Below are 19,475 nucleotides of genomic sequence, written 5' to 3'. Positions count from 1 at the left end.
CGCTGGTGTTGCCCCCTCGAGGGGGCGGCGCCGCAAGGCGCTTCGGGGGTGAGCGTCATCTCAGTGCGCGGCCGCGGCGAGTTTCGCCTCGGGCTTGGCGCTGCGCAGCAGCGCCAGCATCTCGCCCTCGATGCGATGCAGCGCGGCCTCGGTCTGGCCTTCGAAGCGCAGCACCAGCACCGGCGTGGTGTTCGATGCGCGAACCAGGCCGAAGCCGTCGGGCCAGTCGACCCGCACGCCGTCGATGGTCGAGACCCGCGCCGGCGGCGCGAACTTCGCGCTCTCGACCAGTTGGGCGACCACGGCGTGGGGCTCGCCCTCGGCGCAGGCGACGTTGAGTTCGGGGGTCGAGAAGCTGGTCGGCAAGGCATTGAGCACATCGCTCGCATTCGGGCTATTGCTGAGGATCTCGAGCAGGCGGCAGCCGGCATAGGTGCCGTCGTCGAAGCCGAACCAGCGCTCCTTGAAGAAGATGTGGCCGCTCATCTCGCCGCCCAGCGGCGAGTCGATCTCCTTCATCTTGGCCTTGATCAGCGAATGCCCGGTCTTGTAGATCAGCGGCTTGCCGCCCGCGGCCTCGATCGCCGGGCCCAGGCGCTGCGAGCACTTGACGTCGTAGACGATGGTGGCGCCCGGCACCCGCGACAGCACGTCCTGCGCGAACAGCATCATCTGGCGGTCGGGATAGATGTTGCTGCCGTCCTTCGTGACGATGCCCAGGCGGTCGCCGTCGCCGTCGAAGGCCAGGCCCAGTTCGGCATCGCCCGACTGCAGCGCGGCGATCAGATCCTTCAGGTTCTCGGGCTTGCTCGGATCGGGATGGTGGTTGGGGAAATCGCCGTCGACCTCGCTGAACAGCTCGGTCACTTCGCAGCCGATGGCGCGCAGGATGGCGGGGGCCGAAGCGCCCGCGATGCCGTTGCCGGAATCGACCACGATCTTCAGCGGCCGCGCCAGCTTGATGTCGCCGACGATGCGCTGCGTGTAGGCCTCGGTCACATCGACCTTGCGCACGCTGCCGCCGGGCGCGAGTTTCGCGCTGCCGGCTTCCATGACCCGGCGAAGGCCCTGGATCTCGTCGCCGTAGATCGCGCGGCCGGCCAGCACCATCTTGAAGCCGTTGTAGTCTTTCGGGTTGTGGCTGCCGGTGACCTGGATGCCGCTGCGGCACAGCGTGTGCGCAGCGAAATACAGCATCGGCGTGGTGACCGCGCCGACGTCGATCACCTCGATGCCGGTGGCGACCAGCCCTTCGATCAGCGACTCGACCAGTGCCGGCCCCGACAGCCGGCCGTCGCGGCCGACGGCCACCGCCTTCTCGCCCGCCGCGCGGGCGGCGCTGCCGAAGGCCCTGCCGAGCGCTTCGGCGACTTTCGCGTCGAGCGTGGCGGGCACCACGCCGCGAATGTCGTAGGCCTTGAAGATCGATGCGCTGAGCTGCATGAAAGCTATCCCCTGAAAGTTCCAAAAACGTAGAACATTGTAGGCATGCCCTCAGGGAGCCAGATGTCCGGAAATGGCTACTCTTGCACAGGTGCGGCCGTATCATCGTTGCATGCCAGCCGCCCCCGCCTTCACCGCCGGACCCGAAAGCGACGCCTGCTACCTGGCCCTGAAGGCCCGCGACGCACGCTTCGACGGCTCCTTCTTCACCGGCGTGACCTCCACCGGCATCTACTGCCGTCCGGTCTGCCGCGTCAAGCTGCCGCGGCGCGAGAACTGCTGCTTTTTCCGCCACGCGGCGCAGGCCGAGGCCGCGGGCTTCAGGCCCTGCCTGCGCTGCCGACCCGAACTGGCGCCGCGGGCCGCGAGCTGGTCGACCGAGGATGCCTCGCGCATCCTGGCGCTGCAGGCCGCGCGCCTGATCGACGAGCCCGATGCCTGGGGCGATGACGGGCCCGGCGCGGCCCGCATCGCCGAGCGGCTCGGCGTCAGCGACCGCCACCTGCGCCGCATCTTCGAAAACCAGTTCGGCGTCTCGCCGCTGCAGTACCTGCAGACCCGCCGCCTGCTGGCCGCCAAGCAGCTGATCGCCGACACCCGGCTGCCGATGACGCAGGTCGCGCTGGCCAGCGGCTTTGCGAGCGTGCGCCGCTTCAACGCCGCCTTCCTCACGCACTACGGCCTGAATCCGAGCGCCCTGCGCCGCGCCGGCGCCGCGAGCGGCGGCCGCGAGGGCGAATCGGTCGACGTGCGGCTGGGCTTTCGTCCGCCCTACGACAGCCAGGCGATGCTGGGATTCTTCGCTCGCCGGGCGCTGCGCGGCGTCGAGCTGTCGACCGACCCGGGCGGCAGGCCGCAACTCGCGCGCACACTGCGCGTGACGCAGGGCGGCCGCAGCCTCGCGGGCTGGCTGCAGCTGCGCTTCGACCCCGAGCGCGAACAGCTCCTGCTGCGCGTGGGCGATTCGCTCGCCGCGGTGCTGCCAACCGTGATCAGCCGCGTGCGTGCAATGCTCGACCTGGACGCCGAGCCGATGGCGATCAACAGCGCGCTGCATGCCAGCTTCCCCGACGGCGACGGGCTGCGCGTGCCGGGCACGGTCGACGGCTTCGAGCTCGCGGTGCGCGCCGTGCTGGGCCAGCAGATCACGGTGGCCGCGGCACGCACGCTGGGCTCGCGGCTGGTCGAGGCCTTCGGCGAGCCGATCGCGACGCCGATCGACGGGCTGGACCGCCTGTTCCCGACGCCCGCGGCCATCGCCGGCGCCAGCGGCGATGCACTGGGCCGGCTCGGCATCGTGCGCCAGCGGCAGGCCGCGCTGCTGGCCGTGGCGCACGAGGTGCTCGGAGGCCGGCTCACGTTGCACCCCGGGGCCGACGTCCCCGCCACCCTCGCGGCGCTGCAGGCGCTGCCCGGCATCGGCGACTGGACCGCGCAGTACATCGCGATGCGCGCGCTGCGCTGGCCCGACGCCTTCCCGGCCGGCGACGTGGCGCTGCAGAAAGCGCTCGGCGTCGGTTCGGCGCGCGCCGCGGCCGAGGCCTCGCTGGCCTGGCGGCCCTGGCGCGGCTATGCCGTGCTGCGCGCCTGGCAGCGTCCCGCTCCCTCCCCGACGGTCGATGCGACCGCCGATTCCCGAACCCGCACCGGCGCCATCGCCTGAATGCCATGAAGTTCAAGACCGCGACGCTCTACAGCACCCACATCGACAGCCCGCTCGGCGGCATCACGCTGGCCGCCACCGACCAGGGCCTGGCCGGCGCCTGGTTCGACCGCCAGCGCCACTGGCCCGACACGAGCGGCTGGCAGGCCGACCCTGCGCACCCGGTGCTGCGCGAAGCCGCGGCACAGCTGGGCGACTACTTCGCCGGCCGGCGCGAACACTTCGACCTGCCGCTGGACCTGTCCCACGGCACCGCGTTCCAGCAGTCGGTGTGGCAGGCGCTGCTCGCCATCCCGGCCGGCCAGACCACCAGCTACGGCGCCTTGAGCGCCGGCGTCGGCAATCCGGCCGCGGTGCGCGCGGTGGGCGCGGCGGTCGGGCGCAACCCGATCAGCGTGATCGTGCCCTGTCACCGCGTGCTCGGCGCCGACGGCTCCCTGACCGGCTATGCCGGCGGGCTCGATCGCAAGGCGGCACTGCTGGAACTGGAAGGCGCGCTGTGAGCGAAGGCGAATGCAGCGCAGCCGCGCCCGAGCGATCCACGACGGCCTCGCCTGCCCCTTCCGCCAGCCGGGCCTGGCTGTTCGACCTGGTGCTGCTCGGCGCGCTGTGGGGCTCTTCGTTCCTCTTCATGCGCATCGGCGCGGCCGAGTTCGGCGCCCTCCCGACCGCCGCGGTGCGGGTCGCGATCGCGATGCTGTTCCTGCTGCCGCTGCTGTTCCTGCGCGGCCAGTGGTCCGCCTTCAGGCAGCACTGGAAGCCCGCGCTCGGCATCGGCATCCTGAACTCCGGCCTGCCCTTCGCCTTCTTCTCCTTCGCCCTGCTGACCATCAACAGCGGGCTCGCGGCGGTCCTCAACGCCACGGTGCCGATGTTCGGCGCCCTGGTCGCCTGGGCCTGGTTCAAGGACCGGCCCGACCGCTCGCGCATCCTCGGCCTGGTGATCGGCTTCGCCGGCGTGGCAATGCTGGCCGGGCGCAGCGCCGGCTTCCATTCGGGCGCGGACGAGAGCGCCGCGCTGTGGGCCATCGGGGCCTGCCTGGCGGCCTGCATCTGCTATGCCTTCTCGGCCAACCTGACGCGCAAGCACCTGGCCGGCGTGCCGGCGATGGCGACCGCGACCGGCAGCCAGATCGGGGCCACGCTGGCGCTGGCGCTGCCCGCCGCCTGGCTGTGGCCCGCCCAGATGCCCAGCCTGAAGGCCTGGCTGGCGCTGGTGGCGGTGGGCACCGCCTGCACCGGCCTGGCCTACATCCTGTTCTTCCGGCTGATCGAGCGGGCCGGACCGGCGCGCGCGCTCACCGTGACCTTCCTGGTGCCGGTGTTCGCGCTGTTCTACGGCGCGGTGTTCCTGGGCGAGCAGATCACGCAGTGGATGCTGATCTGCGCGCTGGTGATCGTCTGCGGCGTCGCGCTATCGACAGGACTGGTCAAGCTGGGCCGCCGCGGCACCGCTGCCGGCTGAGCCGCCACCCGGACTGCCCTGCATCGAGGACGCCACGACATTGATGGACAGCGCGAGCACCAGCATGTTGAAGGCGAAGGACAGCACGCCGTGCACCAGCGTGATGCGCCGCATCTCGCGCGAGGTGACCTGCACGTCAGACACCTGCGAGGTCATGCCGACCACGAAGGAGTGATAGAGGAAGTCGAAGTAGTCCGGCTCCAGCTTGCCCGGGAACTTGAGCCCCGGTCCCTGCGGCCTGGGCTCCATTTCCGCCTGGTAGAAGCGGTGCGCGTAATGAAAGGCGTAGATCGTGTGGATCATGAGCCACGAGCCCGTGAGCGCCACGAGGCCGAGCGCGACGTGGCCGATGCGCTGCGCGCCGCACAGCTGCGGCACCCGCTGCAGCAGCATCGCGATGACCACCATGCTGACGCCGACGACGCTCACCATGATGGCCAGGATCAGCGCATTCGGCTGGTCCTGGGACTGGGCGCGCGAACGGGTACGCTCGGGATTGCAGGTCTCGGCCAGCCACCAGGCAGGCAACAGGTAGACAGCGGCCCCGCTGCACCAGCCCAGCAGTCCGCGCGTCACGCCGTCGAGCGGCCCGGGCAGCAGCCCGAGGCCAAGGCCGACGCCCAGGCCGACCACGGCGCCGAACAGCAGCCGCAGCCAGCCGGGCGTCTGGAGGAATCGGGACCGCATGAGGCGACTTTAGCCGGTCGCCGCGCAACTGATCCGATCGATTCGCGTCACACTGCGCCTGTTCTTTTCATCACCGATCGCCGACAGTCGATGGTTAAAAAAAAATTTCGCCACGCATGAAACCTCTCCGCCTCCTGCAGACCCTGCTGCTCGCCGCCTGGAGCCTTGCTGCACCGGCCGCCCCGGCGCCGATGCACGTCCCCGACACCATCGAGCAGCGCGCCGCCGCCTGCATCGCCTGCCACGGGCGCGAGGGCGCCAGCATCGACGGCGGCTACTTCCCTCGCCTGTCGGGCAAGCCCGAGGGCTATCTGTTCAACCAGTTGCAGAGTTTCCGGGACGGCCGCCGCTTCAACTCCGACATGACGCACATGGTGCAGCACCTGTCGGACGCCTACCTGCGCGAACTCGCGGCCTATTTCGCCGGCCTCGATCTGCCGTATCCGCCGGTTCGCGCCACCACCGATGCCACGCCCGAGATGCTGGCGCGCGGCAAGGCGCTGGTGTTCCAGGGCGATGCGGCACGCGGCATTCCGGCCTGCGCCCAATGCCACGGCCAGGCGCTCACGGGCGTGCAGCCGGGCATTCCGGGGCTGGTCGGCCTGCCGCGCCTCTATCTGTCCTCCCAGCTCGGTGCCTGGCTCACCAACGATCGCCACGCGCGGGCGCCCGACTGCATGGCCGAGGTGGGCAAGAAACTCACCACCGCCGACATCAACGCCGTGACCAGCTGGCTGGCGCTGCAGCCCGTGCCCGCGGACACCCGTCCCCTGGCCGCGCTGCCCGGCCCGCTGCCCACGCCCTGCAGCGCCATGAACCGCTGATCCGCCATGCGACGCTTCTTCTATTTCCTGGCCTCCCTGGCCATCCTCGTGCTGCTGGCCGCCGTGGCCATCGTGGCGCTCAACCTGCGCGGCGAGGACACGCTGCCCGACATCGCGGCAACGCCCGTCACCCCGACCGCGGCGCAGATCGAGCGCGGCCGCTACCTGGCGCTGGCGGGCAACTGCGCCGGCTGCCACACGACGCGCGGCGGCGCCGCGTACGCGGGCGGCGTCGGCATCGAGACGCCCTTCGGCACCGTGTTCTCGGGCAATCTCACGCCGGACCCGAAGGCCGGCATCGGCAGCTGGAGCCCGGCGCACTTCTGGCGCGCCATGCACAACGGCCGCTCGAAGGACGGGCGGCTGCTCTACCCGGCCTTTCCGTACCCGAGCTTCACGCGGGTGACGCGCGAGGATTCGGACGCGATCTTCGCCTACCTGCAGAGCATCCCGCCGGCACCGGCGCCCAACCTCGCGCACAAGCTGCGCTTCCCCTACGACACCCAGGCCGCGCTGGCGGTCTGGCGCGCGCTGTCGTTCGCGCCGGGCACCTTCGTCCCCGAACCGGCCAAGCCGGCCGAATGGAACCGCGGCGCCTACCTGGTCGAGGGCCTCGGCCACTGCATCGCCTGCCACGGCACGCGCAACGTGCTCGGCGCGACCGAAGAGAAACTCGGCCTGTCGGGCGGGCTGATCCCGGTCGAGAACTGGTACGCGCCCTCGCTGACCTCGCGGCGGGAAGCCGGCGTCGCCGACTGGAATCCGCTCGACATCGTGGCGCTGCTGAAGACCGGCCACTCGCCGCGCGGCTCGGTCATGGGCCCGATGGCCGACGTGGTGTTCCGCAGCACCCAGTACCTGGACCCGGCCGACCTGCACGCCATGGCGCTGTACCTGAAGGCGCTGCCGGAGGCGGACCCGCCGCCGGCCACACCGGCCGCGCCGTCCGTGCGCCGCGACGCCCGCGTGATGGAACGCGGCGCGAAGATCTACGACCAGCGTTGCGCCTACTGCCACGGCGACGTGGGCCAGGGCGCCCAGGACGCCTATCCCGCGCTCGCCGGCAACCGGGCCGTGCTGATGGATTCCACGGCCAACCTGATCCAGATCGTGCGCCACGGCGGCTTCCTGCCCGCCACCGCAGGCAATCCGCGTCCCTACGGCATGCCGCCTTTCAATCAGGTGCTCGACGACAGCGACGTCGCGGCCGTGCTGACCTTCGTGCGCGCCTCCTGGGGCAACGACGCGCCGGCGCTTTCGGCGCGCGACATGATGCGCCGGTGACCCGGCGCCTTCAGAACGAGCCGGGAGGCGGATTCGCGAAGCGGCGCAAGCGACCGATGGGCGCCATGATCCGCGACAGGGAAGCAAGCCCCGCGCCGATCGCCCTGCCGATCGGCGCCTTGATCCCATCCGAAACGGCGGACTCGCCCGGGTAGGCCGGCGACAGCCCGCACTTGCGCAACACCCGGTTGAGCTGGTGCACGCGCGCCGCCTTGCGCGTGGCCGAGGTATAGAAGGTCACTCCGATCGAGATCGCGACGCCGTCGCCCGGCTTGGTCCAGTCGGGATCCGAGCGCGTCATGTGCGGCGACGTGCTCGGGAAGTAGATGCCATCGCCCGCCTGGGTGTCGAACTGGTGGCTGCGCGACCTGAACTCTTCCTTGAGCCGGACGTTTCGCAGCGAACCGCTGACGATGAAGTCCTCCACCTCGGGCGCCGGCACCACGACCCGGTCGGTCGCTTCCCAGACGTTCATGACCTTGCGTCCGCGCAACTGCAGCCAGAAATTGTTCTCGCGGTCGATGTGGAACGGCGTCACCGACGGCGGGGCGGAAATGAAGATGAAGCCGGTCACCAGGAAGATGCCCGGCTGCTCGCGCTCGACGATCTCGCGCATCGGGTCCAGGATGCCGTCGAGCAGGGCCTGGTAGCGCGGAACGACTTCGACATCGTAGAGCGCGATCCACGAACCCGGCTCCTCGATGCGCCTGAAGACGTCCTCGATGCCGCGCCCGTCGGGGTGCTCGCTGGCGTGCGCGAAGGCAGATGCCTGCGTCACGCCCTGCCTGACGAAGCGGCATTGCTTCAAGGGCATCAACTCCTTGGCCAACGCCTCGAGTTCAGGCAGCTGAAACAGCGGATGCCGGTGGTAGTTGTGGTGGAACCTGCCCACCTTGCGGGTCGTGAAGCCGGCAGGGTCGTCCACCCATATGCGGCAGTCGGTGGTCGTGGACATCATCTGTTCGATCTCGCTCGCGCCCATGGCTGGCATCTCCTTACCCAGCGCAGCATAAACCATGTAACAACAAATTACTAACTTTCGACCGAAGTATGGCAAACGGACGGTGCACGGAACGCGCTTGACCCTCCCATGATGGGAAGGTTGATACTTCCTTCATTCCTCGTTCATCGAGGTTCGATAGACAGGAGCAATCAATGAACAACAGCCTGGCGCTATCGCCTGGCGCAGCCGGCTTCCAGGAGTTTTCGCTGCCGATCGAAGGAATGACTTGCGCGTCCTGCGTCGCCCGCGTCGAGCGTTCCCTGGCGGCCGTGCCCGGCGTGACGGAAGCCAGCGTCAACCTCGCAACCGAAGCGGCCAACGTGCGCGCCGACGGCTCCGTCGCGCTCGGCGCCCTGCGTAGCGCCGTCGAGAAGGCCGGCTACAGCGTCGGCGAGGAAGAAGCCCCATCGTCCGCAGGCCCCGCCGCTTCCGAAGCAGCAGCGGCCAGGCCCGACCGCCGCAACGATGCCTGGCCCGTGATCGCGGCTGCGCTCCTCTCCACGCCCCTGGTGCTGCCGATGCTCGGACTGATGTTCGGCAAGGCGTGGATGCTCGACGGCTGGGTGCAACTCGCGCTGGCCACGCCGGTGCAGTTCTGGCTGGGCGCGCGCTTCTACCGTTCGGGATGGAAGGCCCTGAAGGCCCGCGCCGGCAACATGGACCTGCTCGTGGCGCTCGGAACGACGGCCGCCTACGGACTCAGCGTGTACCTGCTGCTCGCGCACGCTGCCCATGGCATGCCGCACCTCTACTTCGAAGCCTCGGCGGTGGTCATCACGCTGGTGCTGCTGGGCAAGTGGCTCGAGACGCGGGCCAAGCGCCAGACCACCGAGGCGATCCGCGCACTCCATGCGCTGCGGCCCGACCGGGCCCGCGTGCGCCGCGACGGCATCGACCAGGACCTGCCGCTGGCGCAAGTCCGGATCGACGACCTGGTCGTGATCCGGCCGGGCGAGCGCGTGCCGGTCGACGCCCTGGTGATCGAGGGCATGAGCGAGGTCGACGAATCGCTCATCACCGGCGAGAGCCTGCCGGTCGCCAAACAGGCGGCCGACGCGGTGACCGGCGGCTCGGTCAACGGCGAAGGCCTGCTGCTGGTCCGCACCACCGCGGTCGGCGCCGAATCGACGCTCGCGCGCATCGTGCGGCTGGTGGAATCGGCGCAGGCGAAGAAAGCGCCGATCCAGCGCCTGGTCGACCGCGTGAGCAGCGTGTTCGTGCCGGTGGTGATCGGCATCGCGCTGCTGACCTTCCTGGGCTGGGGCCTCGGCACCGGCCAATGGGAAACCGCGATCCTCAACGCGGTCGCGGTGCTCGTGATCGCCTGCCCTTGCGCACTGGGCCTGGCGACGCCGACCGCGATCATGGCCGGCACCGGCGTCGCCGCCCGGCATGGCGTGCTGATCAAGGACGCCGAGGCGCTCGAGGTGGCGCACGGCGTCGGGATCGTCGCCTTCGACAAGACCGGAACACTGACCGAGGGCCGCCCCGAACTGGTGGCCTGCGAGGCGGTCGACGGCGATGCGCAGGCCCTGCTGCGCGCCAGCGCCACCCTGCAGGCGGGCAGCGAGCATCCGCTCGCCCGCGCGGTGCTGGGCGCCGCGCACCAGGCCGGCGTCGCGATCGGCCAGGCCAGCGGGGTGCGGGCGGTGGCGGGACGCGGCGTGTCGGCCATCGTCGACGGCCGCGCGCTGCGCCTGGGCAGCAGTCGCTTCATGCGCGAGCTGTCGGTGCCGCTGGGCGGGCTCGGCGAGCGTGCCCTGCAGCTGGAGTCCGAAGGGCGCACGGTCTCGTGGCTGGCCGACCTGAGCGCCCGCCCCACCCTGGTCGGCCTGCTCGCGTTCGGCGACCAGCCCAAGCCCGGCGCCGCGGCAGCCATCGAGCGGCTGCATGCGCAGGGCATCCGCACCGCACTGGTCTCGGGCGACAACCGCGGCAGCGCCGAGGCGGTGGCCCGCCTGCTGAAGATCGACACGGTCCGGGCCGAAGTGCTGCCCGAGGACAAGGCGGCAATCATCGGGCAGCTGAAGGCGGACGGCGTCCGCGTCGCGATGGTCGGCGACGGCATCAACGATGCGCCGGCGCTGGCCGCGGCCGATGTCGGCATCGCGATGTCCACCGGCACCGACGTCGCCATGCATGCGGCCGGCATCACGCTGATGCGCGGCGACCCGGCCCTGGTCAGCGACGCGATCGACATCTCGCGCCGCACTTACGCCAAGATCCGCCAGAACCTGTTCTGGGCCTTCGCCTACAACGTGGTCGGGATTCCGCTGGCGGCCTTCGGGCTGCTGAGCCCGGTGATCGCCGGCGCAGCGATGGCCTTCAGCAGCGTGAGCGTGGTGAGCAATGCACTGCTGCTGCGGCGCTGGAAAGGACAGGCACGATGAACGCATCACACGGCACGGAGATGGATCGATGAGCACGGAACCCTTCAACATCGGCCAGGCCGCGGCCCTCTCGGGCGTCTCGGCCAAGATGGTGCGCCACTACGAATCGCTGGGCCTGCTGCCGGAGGTCGCGCGCACCGACGCGGGCTACCGGCAATACACCGAGAGCAACGTCCACACGTTGCGCTTCATCCGGCGCGCGCGCGACCTTGGGTTCAGCATGGCCGAGATCGCGGAACTGCTGAAGCTGTGGCAGAACAAGGGCCGCGCCAGCGCGGACGTCAAGCGCATCGCGCTCACGCACGCGGCCGACCTGCACCGCCGGATCGAGGAGATGAGCGCGATGAAGCGGACGCTGGAGCGGCTGGCCGACTGCTGCCACGGCGACCACCGGCCGGATTGCCCTATTCTCGAAGAACTGGGCTCGCTGAGGTGAGCTCGCCCCCAGGTCGGGCTCACTGCGTGTAGCCCTCCCACCCCCTACCGGGGGCAACACCAGCGGCCCGGCGAAGCCGGTTCCGCGGTGTTTCACCAACGGCCTGGCTGCGCCGGCCAAGCCATCAGGCTGTGTTTTTTCTGCGGCTGCGCGCAGCGCGCCTGTTCGTGGGCAGTCGCGGAACCGGCTTCGCCGGGCCGCTGACTGCGCCCCCGGTAGGGGGTGGGCGCCCCGACACGAAGTGCGGGGCAACCTGGGGGCGAGCCAAGTTCACCGATTTTCGAAGCGGTTCAGGTCCAGGATGCCGGCCTGGATCGGCTGGTCGCGGCGATAGCGCTCGACCAGCGCATCGCTCACGGCCCAGAAGCCGGGGTCGGTGCGGCGCACCGCGAAGCGCTCCGAGAAGGCCGCGTAGTCCGCCTCGGACTTCAGCTTCCGAATGGCGTCGGCCATGGCCGGCAACTGGTCCGGACTGATCCGGTAGAAGGCATTGGGATAGGCGCCGATCACGCCGGGCACGAGGGTCAGCGTGTTCTCGTCGGGCCGCAGTTCGCGGCGCTCGTCCAGCAGGTGCGAGACGCTGGCATGCCCGGTGTCGCGCAGCAGGCTGAAGGTGGCCGGCGCGGCGCCCGGCGCCTGCACCACCAGCGCGGCATCCTCGGGCAGCCATTGCAGCGATGCGCCGCGCACGGCACCGAGTTCACGCAGCGGCGCCTGCAATGCGGGCGCCGCGCGATTCAGCTCGAACTCCGAGGGCAGCACCCGCGCCAGCCGGGTCTTCATCATCTGCAGCAGTTCGAGCCGGGCGTCGCCGGTGCGGTAGCGGATGCCGCTGTCGATCGAGAGCGTGGTGGACGGCCCGCCGTACACCTGCTCGCGCGTGGCCTGGCTGTCGGCGCGGTACCAGAGGTCGCGCGTCGCGATGCGCTGCGCCTTGGGCAGCAGCGTGAGGAAGTTGAACTCGCCCTCCATCCGCAGGAAGTCCATGTAGAGGCGCGAATTGAGCTGGTGCCCCACATTGCCGAAGACGTCGTAGTCGGCCACCAGCAGATAGTGGATGCGCTCGAGCAGCGGATAGCCGATGACCCAGGCGGTCTTGGGCGCGTCGCCGACCATGCCCTTGACCACGCTGGCGCTGTCGAAGTGCCTGAAGACGGTCAGCGCGGCGTTGTCGTTGCGGCCGTCGCCGTCCCACATCAGGCGCAGGTCGAGGTTCTCCGGCCCGCCCAGGCTCTGGGCGAGATGCTCCGACTTGGCACGCAGGTATTCGTTCTCGAGCCGTGCGTATTCGAGCCACGGCGTGACCACCGCCTCGTCGCTGCTGCCGGTGGGCAGGCGCAGCAGGTTGGCATCGCGGGCCAGCAGGTCGGCCTGCGCCTGGTCGTTGCGCTGCGAAGGCGCGAGGAAGACCACCCAGAAACGGTCCTCGATGACATCGAGCGCCATCTGGCCGCGGCACACCGGGCCCTTGATGAAGCCCATGATCGTGAACTCGGCCTCGTCGAGCATGAAGCGGTAGCGCGCGTTCACCGGCAAAGCCGCGAAGGTGGCGAAGGGATTGGCCGCGGTCTCGGCGCTGTAGCCCGGCAGGCGATCGACCGCATAAGGCACATCGAGGAACAGCGCGCGCCAGCGGGCCATGCGCCCGGCGCCCAGCGCGTAGGGCATGTGGGTCTTGGCGACGATGGTCTCGCGCTCGGGCACGATGCGGTAGTAGACGCGCTCGACGCCGGGATCGTCGACCGGCCGGCGGCTGGCGATCAGTTGCACCGGCTGGCCCGGCGGCGTGGCCGAGCGCACCAGCTTGAAGTACCGGCGCTCCGGGTCGTCGTCGAAGTAGAGGTGGGCAAGGAACAGGTGTTCGTAGGCATAGCGGCTGAAGAGCCGCTCTTTCAGCGAATCGCCGTTGAGGAAGCGCTCCCACAGCGCGATGCGCTGCAGCCCCAGCGGCGTCGGTGCCGGGGGCCCCTCGTAGGGCGCGCCGCGCTCGATCCAGCGGGTCAGCACGCCCAGCTCGGACGGGCTCAGGCCCGGCAGTCCGAAGGGCATGCCACCGAGCGGCATCTTGCGCTCGTAGTCGTCGATCTCGGCGCCGGCCGGGCACATCGCCTCGCGGCCGACCGAGAAATCGAGCCCTCCCCCGACGATGCCGCGGGTCGGCAGCGGATGCTTCTCCTTCTGCATCAGCAGCCGGTGCATCAGTCCGGCGGCGCGGTTGGCCTCGGGCGTGGGCGCATGTTCGTTGAGCACCGGGAAGAAGCCTCTCTCGCGCCATTGCGAGGGCTGCTCGGCATCGACGAAGAGCCGCGTCGGCGTCGCCGCGAGCAGCCGCGAGGCGTCATAGACCGGCGTCTTGCTGGCGCCGCGCGCCAGTCCTTCCCAGGCCGTGGCCTTGAGCTGGCAGGGCGCGTCGTAGCAGGCATGGCAGACCACGCAGCGCCGGTCGAGGATCGGCTGGATGGTCTGGGCGTAGGACTCGCCCGCAGGCGGTGCCAGCGGGTGGTCGAAGCGCTTCGGGTCGGCCGGCCCGTAGAGTTCATCGAAGCGGTGGAGGGCCACCGTTGTACATGCGGCGACCAGGAGGATCAGGATCAGGGATGCGACACGACGCATGCGAATTGCTCTCGACTTCGGCTGTGGATCGAGAAATGTACCCGCGCAGAGGCAGCGACCACACGAAGTGAGGGAGCGTGGGGGCTCAGGCCGGCGCCGGGCCGCCCCAAGGCGGCCTGCGGCCCCCTTGGGGGGCAGCGACCACACGAAGTGAGGGAGCGTGGGGGCCACTAATCGCAGCGGGCGGCAATCCATTGCCGCCACTGCGCCGCCGCGACGCTGCGCACGGCGACATCGGCGCCGTTCGGGTCGTAGGCGCCGAGCGAGCACCACACGCTGGCCCAGTCGGCGACGTCCGGCAGCGTCGGCACCACGGCCTGCAGCACCGCGAAGGCGCGCTGCCGGGTCAGCGGCAGCGGCGCGATCACCGACAGCGCTTCGGCGCCACGTGCGATCAGCACGTAGGTGGCGAGTGTGTGCGGCGCACGCAGCAGGTCGGGATGGTCATCGAAGGTCCGGGCGAGCGCGTCCAGCGAATCGGGCGCGCCGATCGCCGCCAGCGCCTGGGCGGCGCGCCCACGCACCAGCGGGTCGCAGTCGGCGACCGCGGCACGCAGGGCGTCGGTGGCCGCCGGATCGGCGATCTCCGCCAACCCCTGCGCCGCTTTTTCGCGCACCCCGGCGTCGCCGTGGTGGAGTGCGCGCAGCAGCACCGGCGTCGATGCCCGGCCGGCCACCACCAGCGTGGCGAGCGCGCGGCCGCGATCGGTGGCATCGGCCGCATCGAGCCCGCCGAGATCGCCTGGCGCCATGCTCATGGTCCTCTCGACACCGGCGCCGGCCGCTCCGATGCATGTTCCAGCGAATCCGCTTCGCGCCCCACCCCGCGTGGCAGGAAGCGCGGCACGCCGGCGCGTGGCGTCCCGGGCTGTCGTTCCATCGCATGTCTCATCGCATGGCTCCTTGCTCGGCATCATCCCCCTGCATTCGCGTCAGGACAACGTGCCGATGGGCCGCGCTTCATGGCGCGCCCGCGCCGAGGCCGATGGAGTGGCTGGCTCAAACGGCGAGCGCCTTCCGGTTCCACGGCATCTTCAGGAGAACCCGCGCCATTCCGCAAAAGCCCGAGACGCCTGCGAACACCAGGCCTGCGCCGACGAAACCGGACAGCAGATGGAACCAGGGCGAAACGGTCGCGCCCAGCACCGCCCCGGCCACGATCAGGGAGCCCGCGGCGATCTGCACCTGCCGCGCCAGTTCGAGCGGCTGCGATGCGTCGCAGACGACCGGAAGGCCGGCTTTCTTCCAGCCGTCGAGCCCGCCTTCGAGCACGTAGGCATCGCCCGGCGCGCAGGCACCGAGCGCCACGGCATTGATCCGGGTCCGGTTGCCCGAACGGCAGTAGAAGATGACGGCGCGGCTGTCACCGGCCGGCAATTGGCGGGCCGCAAGCTGCGCCATCGGGATGTGGCGCGCCTGCCCGATGTGCTCGCGCGCGAACTCGTCGGCGGCACGGATATCGACCAGCAAGGCGCCCTCGGCAACGCGTTCGCGGGCAACTTCGGGCGTGAGGGTTTCGATGGCCATGGTGTGTTTTCCTTGGTGGGGTGGATTCAGGGGCAGAAGATGGTCTTGAGCGTCGCGACCAGTTTTTCCACATCGGGGTTCTCGATGCGGTAGTGCAGCGTCTGGGCTTCGCGCCGGAAGCTCACCAGGCCTTCGTCCCGCATCTTGGCCAGGTGCTGGGACAGGGCCGACTGGCTCAGCTCGACCCGCTCCAGCAGCTCGCTCACGCTCATCTCGCCATGCTCGATGAGCAGGCACAGCACCAGCAGGCGATGCTCGTTGCCCACGGCGCGCAAGAGGCTCGCAGCCTTCGCCGCCCCTTCCTGGAGAAACAAACGGTCTTTCCTGCTCAGTGCCATGGTGGGATTATATTAGTATTCTCTAATTTAGCAATATCTAATATGATCAGTGCCATCGAATGATCCGACAGGAGTCCTCCATGACCGCACAGGCCGACATCCGGGCCTTCTTCGACGCCGCGACCCAGACGGTCACCTACCTGGTCTCCGAACCCGGCAGCCGCCAGGCGGCAGTGATCGACCCGGTGCTCGACTACGACCATCGCAGCGGCAAGGCCTCCACCGTTTCAGCGGATCGCCTGCTCGAGGCCGCGCGCGAGGCGGATCTGCGCATCGCCTGGGTACTCGAGACCCATGCACATGCCGACCACCTGAGCGCTGCGCCCCATCTGCAGCGGCACACCGGCGCCTCGATCGGCATCGGCGAGCACATCCGGGAGGTGCAGAAGATCTTCGGCCCGGCATTCAACCTGACGCAGGTGTCGGGCGACGGCAGCGAGTTCGACCGGCTGCTGCGAGACGGCGATCGGCTACCGCTCGGCGCGCTCGACATCGAGGTCATCCACACGCCCGGCCACACGCCGGCGTGCGTGTCCTACCGCATCGGCGACGCGGTCTTCGTCGGCGACACCCTGTTCATGCCGGACTACGGCACGGCGCGGGCCGACTTCCCCGGCGGCAGCGCGCGCACGCTGTACCACTCGATCCGCCGCCTGCTGGCCCTGCCGCCGCAGACGCGGCTCTTCATGTGCCACGACTACAAGGCGCCGGGGCGCGACGACTACCGCTGGGAGACCACGGTGCAGGCGCAGCGCGCGCACAGCGTCCACGTCCACGACGGGGTCGCCGAGGATGACTTCGTCGCCATGCGGCAGCAGCGCGATGCCACCCTGCCGGCGCCGACGCTGCTGCTGCCGTCGATCCAGCTGAACATCCGCGCCGGCCGCTTGCCCGAGGCAGAATCCAACGGCGTGCGCTACCTCAAGATCCCGCTGCAGATCGCGGGTCCGAAAGACACGGAATGAAAGGCAGACACGGATGACACGACAGCTCCCGATCGCGAAGCGAAGCGCCTGCGTCCTTCTTGCCGCGCTGGCGGCCAGCCTGCATGCCGAACCCGCGCACTGGCGCGGCGACTTCGTCTATTTCGCCGATGCCGCCTTGTTCACCGACTGCGCGAGCGGCAAGCGCTGGCCGGTGGCAATGACCGCGGACGCCGTGGCGCTGCAGCGCAGCTACCTCGCGTGGCGCAAGGAACCCGCCGCGCCGCTGCTGGTCAACTTCGACGGCCGGCTCGAAGTCCGCGAGTCGATGGAAGGGCCGCCGCGCGAGCATCTGGTGATCGAGAGATTCCGTTCGGTCGAGCCGGGGAACACGTGCGCGACGGTGGCGGCGGTCAAGGGCAAGTGACCCGACTGCCGATGCTGGCCAGCGGGGCTTGCTGCACGATCTGGCGGACCCGCCCCAAGGCGGCCTGCGGCCCCTAGTTGACGACCACCGTGAGCGTCGTCCCGGCCGGCACGCGGACGGTCTCCGCGTAGTTGCCCGACACGTTGGGACGCGCCACCGGGAAGCTGCCCAGCTTGTGCAGCAGGTCCGGCACCGCCTGCGGCAGCGCCCGGCTGCTGCGGCCCAGGTTCGACGGGTCGATCGCCGGCAGGCTGAAGCCGCCTTCGCTGCGCGCCGGCATGCTGTACTCGGCGATGCCCGCGCCGAGCGGAATGACGCCGGCCGCGGTCGCCGAGAAGCGGCGCAGTTCCTCGCCCACGCCGGAGCCCGGCCGTTTCGACTTGATGGCAGCATCCAGCATCGCGATCGAGTCCTCGCTGCCCGTGCTGTTCAGCAGCGCCTTGTAGAAATCGAGGCCGAACTGGCGATTCAGGAAGCCGCCGAACGAGCCGGTCAGCGCGTAGCTCTCGCAGCTGGCGCCCATCGGCGTCCACTCGGACAGCGTGCAGTTGTAGCTGCCGGATCCGTTGTAGGCCAGGTAGTACGGGAAGCGCGAATCGCGGATGGCGTTGTGGCTGGCATCGATGCTGAAGCTCGCCCAGTCCTCCATCATCAGCGCCGACATCTCCTCGAGCCAGACATCGAAGGTGTATTTCGACCCCATCTTCACGCCGCGGCGGTAGAAGTTCTGCATGTGCATGCCTTCGTGCGCCATCGTGGTTGCAATCTGCTTCACACCGGTCTCGCCGTCCAGGTAGAGCGATTCGGAATCGAGATAGAGGCTCAGCGACTCATTGGTGTAGGCCAGGTCGCCCGCGCCCTTCTTGAAGTTGTTCAGGCCCCAGAAGTAGCCGATGAGTCCATACGGCTTGCCGTTGGAGTCGAAATTGACGAAGTAGATGTCGATGGGTTGGCCGCTTCCCGGCACCATCTCGCTGAAGGCGTGCCCGCCCCAGAGCGGGCCGCCGGTGCGCACCAGCATGTCGTAGATGCCGCCGGGCGCGGCGAACTTGTCTTCCATGCGCTGGGCGAGCTCGGCCGTGATGCGCGACGGGCTCAGTTCGCTGGCTTCGACCCACAGGTTGATCAGCGTACCGTCGCTCGCGGCGCGCTGGACGGCCAGCTTCACGGTGCGCTGCGAGCGGTCGTGGAGGTAGATGCTGCGCTGATCATTGACGGCATAGGCGGCCGACGGCGCGATCGACTTGGAGACCTGGGACTGAGTCTTCGACGCCGGGCCCAGCAGCTGACCGAAGCCCGCGCGGTTGAACTCGCCGATCGCCAGCTTTTGCGCTTCGATGCTGTCGCTGGCGTTATCGCCCTGCACCATCGCCTTGCTCGGCGCGATGCTGCGTTCGGCGTTGGAACGCAGCACCATCCCGGCCAGCGTCTGGTTCTGCGCGCTCTCGTTCGTCAACACCAGCGTCACGGTCTGGCCGGCGAGACCGGAGATCGACAGCGGGATGTCGGTGGGGGCCTGGGACTTGTTGATGCCCTGCCAGACGCCGGTACCCGAACCCGCGTAGGTGCTGACGACGACTGCGCCGCACGACGTGCAGGAGCTCGTGATCGCAACACCGTCCGCCGCTTTCACCTCCGCGGGCGGCGGCGCCGCGGCGGCGGGCGCCGCGATGACGCCGCCACCGCCACCGCCACCTCCGCCACCACCTCCGCCGCCACCGCAGGCCGAGAGCGACACGGCGACCGCCACCATGGCGGCCGCGCCCCGAAACAATTCCACTCGTGACCTGCAGCGCATCTTTCTCTTCCTCGTTCGACCGTTGGGCGGCGTGGAATCGAAGGCCGGCTCCACGCTGCACAGCCCGGAGGAATGCGCGACAGATCGGCATTCGGAAACTCGGGTTGCCAGTGCTTATCGGCCGATGCGGAGAAATATTCAGGGCGCGGTTCGGTCGCCGGCGTCACGGCGCGACGCAGCGCACGTGTATGCCGCGCCACCGACGCTGCGCAGGGCGCGAGCGGAAACAAGAAAAGCCGTCGCAAGTCCCGGACCCGCAACGGCTTTTCGTATTCACGGTGGCGCGTCCGCCGCGCCTGCGCCTCCTAGAGCCGCATGAGCTCCGAGATCCTTTGCCCGACGATGCGGGCCCGGCTGCGCGGTGCCGCCGCAGCCCGGCGATAGTCGGCCAGCGACTCGAGCGCCTGGGCGACCGTGTCCGCGCGATCCTCGTCTTCCCCCGCCCGGCTGCGCCAGTTCTTGGCGATCTCGCTCAACTCGTCGACGCTCAAGGGCTCCGGCGGGTCATTGACGGTTCGCGCCGGCCGCGGCGCCTGGACCGTCCGGCCTGCCTGCGGGCCGCCTGAGGGCAAGCTGGCTCGAAGAATGCCCAGCAGCCCTTTGGTGGACCACTGCAGTTGGGGTGAGCGGGTGGAGTGCATGTAAGGCATTATG

Annotated in this window: 18 protein-coding genes; 9 read left to right on the top strand and 9 right to left on the bottom strand. The window is 69.7% G+C overall.

From position 1 onward, the window contains the following. Nucleotides 1-60: 60 nt before the first annotated feature. A complete protein-coding gene (locus AC1DYK_RS08090) occupies nt 61-1,443 on the bottom strand; it encodes a phosphomannomutase/phosphoglucomutase (protein WP_478165793.1) in 1,383 nt (460 codons plus the stop codon). A 112-nt stretch (nt 1,444-1,555) separates the two neighbouring features. Between AC1DYK_RS08090 and AC1DYK_RS08085 the strand changes: the two genes are divergently transcribed. From AC1DYK_RS08085 to AC1DYK_RS08075, 3 genes are read left to right on the top strand one after another with little or no spacing between them, the layout of a single operon-like run. After that, nucleotides 1,556-3,106, top strand: a complete 1,551-nt coding sequence (locus tag AC1DYK_RS08085) for a DNA-3-methyladenine glycosylase 2 family protein (RefSeq protein WP_478165792.1) — start codon at nt 1,556-1,558, stop codon at nt 3,104-3,106. Between the two features lie 5 nt (nt 3,107-3,111). Beyond that, nucleotides 3,112-3,609, top strand: a complete 498-nt coding sequence (locus AC1DYK_RS08080) for a methylated-DNA--[protein]-cysteine S-methyltransferase (RefSeq protein ID WP_478165791.1) — start codon at nt 3,112-3,114, stop codon at nt 3,607-3,609. Continuing rightward, complete coding sequence (locus AC1DYK_RS08075) at nt 3,606-4,571, top strand: DMT family transporter (protein ID WP_478165790.1); 966 nt, start codon at nt 3,606-3,608, stop codon at nt 4,569-4,571. Before AC1DYK_RS08080 ends, AC1DYK_RS08075 begins: the two co-directional genes overlap by 4 nt. On the opposite strand, the gene AC1DYK_RS08070 is transcribed toward AC1DYK_RS08075, so the two are convergent. After that, nucleotides 4,521-5,258 (bottom strand): DUF1345 domain-containing protein, encoded by a 738-nt coding sequence (locus AC1DYK_RS08070; protein WP_478165789.1) that lies wholly within the window; start codon nt 5,256-5,258, stop codon nt 4,521-4,523. The genes AC1DYK_RS08075 and AC1DYK_RS08070 overlap by 51 nt on opposite strands. Nucleotides 5,259-5,374: 116 nt before the next feature. Here AC1DYK_RS08070 and AC1DYK_RS08065 point away from each other — a divergent pair, with 116 nt between their 5' ends. Both AC1DYK_RS08065 and AC1DYK_RS08060 read left to right on the top strand, forming a co-directional pair. Then, nucleotides 5,375-6,082 carry a c-type cytochrome gene (locus tag AC1DYK_RS08065; RefSeq protein WP_478165788.1) on the top strand — a complete coding sequence of 236 codons (708 nt, stop codon included), beginning with the start codon at nt 5,375-5,377 and terminating at the stop codon, nt 6,080-6,082. A 6-nt stretch (nt 6,083-6,088) separates the two neighbouring features. Further along, complete coding sequence (locus tag AC1DYK_RS08060) at nt 6,089-7,366, top strand: c-type cytochrome (protein ID WP_478165787.1); 1,278 nt, start codon at nt 6,089-6,091, stop codon at nt 7,364-7,366. Nucleotides 7,367-7,376: 10 nt separating this feature from the next. Here AC1DYK_RS08060 and AC1DYK_RS08055 read toward each other — a convergent pair whose 3' ends face one another. Further along, on the bottom strand, nt 7,377-8,348 hold the full coding sequence (locus AC1DYK_RS08055) for a JmjC domain-containing protein (RefSeq protein WP_478165786.1): 972 nt from the start codon (nt 8,346-8,348) through the stop codon (nt 7,377-7,379). A gap of 173 nt (nt 8,349-8,521) precedes the next feature. Between AC1DYK_RS08055 and AC1DYK_RS08050 the strand changes: the two genes are divergently transcribed. Then, entirely contained in the window at nt 8,522-10,759 is a 2,238-nt protein-coding gene (locus AC1DYK_RS08050; RefSeq protein WP_478165785.1) for a heavy metal translocating P-type ATPase, read from the top strand. Nucleotides 10,760-10,787: 28 nt separating this feature from the next. Continuing rightward, a complete protein-coding gene (gene cueR, locus AC1DYK_RS08045; protein ID WP_478165784.1) occupies nt 10,788-11,195 on the top strand; it encodes a Cu(I)-responsive transcriptional regulator in 408 nt (135 codons plus the stop codon). Nucleotides 11,196-11,465: 270 nt separating this feature from the next. Here the strand turns inward: cueR and AC1DYK_RS08040 are convergent, their stop codons facing one another. From AC1DYK_RS08040 to AC1DYK_RS08025, 4 genes are all read right to left on the bottom strand, one after another. Then, a complete protein-coding gene (locus AC1DYK_RS08040) occupies nt 11,466-13,808 on the bottom strand; it encodes a fatty acid cis/trans isomerase (RefSeq protein WP_478165783.1) in 2,343 nt (780 codons plus the stop codon). Nucleotides 13,809-13,978: 170 nt separating this feature from the next. Then, nucleotides 13,979-14,566 carry a HEAT repeat domain-containing protein gene (locus tag AC1DYK_RS08035; RefSeq protein WP_478165782.1) on the bottom strand — a complete coding sequence of 196 codons (588 nt, stop codon included), beginning with the start codon at nt 14,564-14,566 and terminating at the stop codon, nt 13,979-13,981. 241 nt (nt 14,567-14,807) lie between these two features. After that, nucleotides 14,808-15,335, bottom strand: coding sequence for a rhodanese family protein (locus AC1DYK_RS08030; RefSeq protein WP_478165781.1), 528 nt, complete (start codon nt 15,333-15,335; stop codon nt 14,808-14,810). A gap of 26 nt (nt 15,336-15,361) precedes the next feature. Further along, nucleotides 15,362-15,673, bottom strand: coding sequence for an ArsR/SmtB family transcription factor (locus AC1DYK_RS08025; protein WP_478165780.1), 312 nt, complete (start codon nt 15,671-15,673; stop codon nt 15,362-15,364). An 80-nt stretch (nt 15,674-15,753) separates the two neighbouring features. Here AC1DYK_RS08025 and AC1DYK_RS08020 point away from each other — a divergent pair, with 80 nt between their 5' ends. Together AC1DYK_RS08020 and AC1DYK_RS08015 are read left to right on the top strand one after the other, a co-directional pair. Next, nucleotides 15,754-16,638 carry an MBL fold metallo-hydrolase gene (locus AC1DYK_RS08020; protein ID WP_478165779.1) on the top strand — a complete coding sequence of 295 codons (885 nt, stop codon included), beginning with the start codon at nt 15,754-15,756 and terminating at the stop codon, nt 16,636-16,638. A gap of 13 nt (nt 16,639-16,651) precedes the next feature. After that, on the top strand, nt 16,652-17,023 hold the full coding sequence (locus AC1DYK_RS08015) for a hypothetical protein (protein ID WP_478165778.1): 372 nt from the start codon (nt 16,652-16,654) through the stop codon (nt 17,021-17,023). A 73-nt stretch (nt 17,024-17,096) separates the two neighbouring features. Here the strand turns inward: AC1DYK_RS08015 and AC1DYK_RS08010 are convergent, their stop codons facing one another. Beyond that, nucleotides 17,097-18,803: a M30 family zinc metallopeptidase gene (locus tag AC1DYK_RS08010; RefSeq protein ID WP_478165777.1), complete on the bottom strand. Its 1,707-nt coding sequence runs from the start codon at nt 18,801-18,803 to the stop codon at nt 17,097-17,099. A 323-nt stretch (nt 18,804-19,126) separates the two neighbouring features. Then, on the bottom strand, nt 19,127-19,462 hold the full coding sequence (locus tag AC1DYK_RS08005) for a hypothetical protein (RefSeq protein WP_478165776.1): 336 nt from the start codon (nt 19,460-19,462) through the stop codon (nt 19,127-19,129). Nucleotides 19,463-19,475 lie beyond the last annotated feature (13 nt).

It is taken from the genome of Variovorax sp. P2_H12 (genome assembly GCF_056403395.1).
Note: the sequence above shows the minus strand (reverse complement) of the source record. Positions and strands in the feature narration are given on the sequence as shown.